The organism is Pontibacter silvestris (assembly GCF_020907275.1).
Classification (GTDB): domain Bacteria; phylum Bacteroidota; class Bacteroidia; order Cytophagales; family Hymenobacteraceae; genus Pontibacter; species Pontibacter silvestris.
The window spans coordinates 1-735 of record NZ_JAJJWI010000094.1 but is presented as its reverse complement, the minus strand read 5'-3'; the positions used below and the strand labels follow the sequence as shown (position 1 = coordinate 735).

Below are 735 nucleotides of genomic sequence, written 5' to 3'. Positions count from 1 at the left end.
GCTCTGCCTTCAGCTGAAAAGCCTGACGGATAAGCTTCCCTGTCTTGTTTGGCTTTATTACCTGCTCCCCGTTTACCTTGTACTGGTCGTAGCCCATGGGGGCCTTGCCCACTAAGTAGCCTTTGCGAACCCTGGCCTCCATGCCTGCGATGCACTTTTCTCTGCGCTGGTCGTTGTCGAACTGGGAGAAAAGAAACTGGATGCCCTGCTGCAGCTTTCCTGCAGAGGTCATGGTATCCACTGGCTGCGTGACGGCCACCACGGAGATGCCCATCTGGGAAAGCTGATCCGTAATGTAGATGGCATTGGAGCCCGAGCGGGAGAAGCGGTCATGGCTGTAGACGATGATGTAGCCCACCTGCTGGCGGCTCTTCTTCACAAAGTCAAGCATGAGCTGGAAATGCTTCCGCTCATCGTTCTTGGCGCTCTCATAAGTGCCGCCAAAGGTTTCCACTACCTCATAACCGTGACGCTCAGCATAAGCGCGGCAACGCTCCAACTGCGTTTCCAGGCTTTGGTTTGTCTCGGCCTGCTCTTTTGTGGAGACACGGGTGTAGATAACGGCTACTTTTCCCCTGGCAGCAGCTTTGCTCTTCCTGCCCACCTGCCCAGGCCTAGCAAAAATGCTCAGGGCATTGTTGAAACTAATTGCTGTAGCGTTGCCTTTTGTTGCTTTTGCGCTGTTGCTTTTTGTTGCTGCTTGTTTTTTCTGCCTCGTCCTGGAAAAAGTTGACA

1 protein-coding gene is annotated in these 735 nt (G+C 53.5%); it reads right to left on the bottom strand.

Going from position 1 to position 735, the window contains the following annotated elements; all coding sequences use genetic code 11:
• Window positions 1–604 (bottom strand): recombinase family protein (locus tag LN995_RS21705; protein WP_229963187.1); only part of this gene is annotated, 604 nt, incomplete at its 3' end.
• Window positions 605–735: the final 131 nt, after the last annotated feature.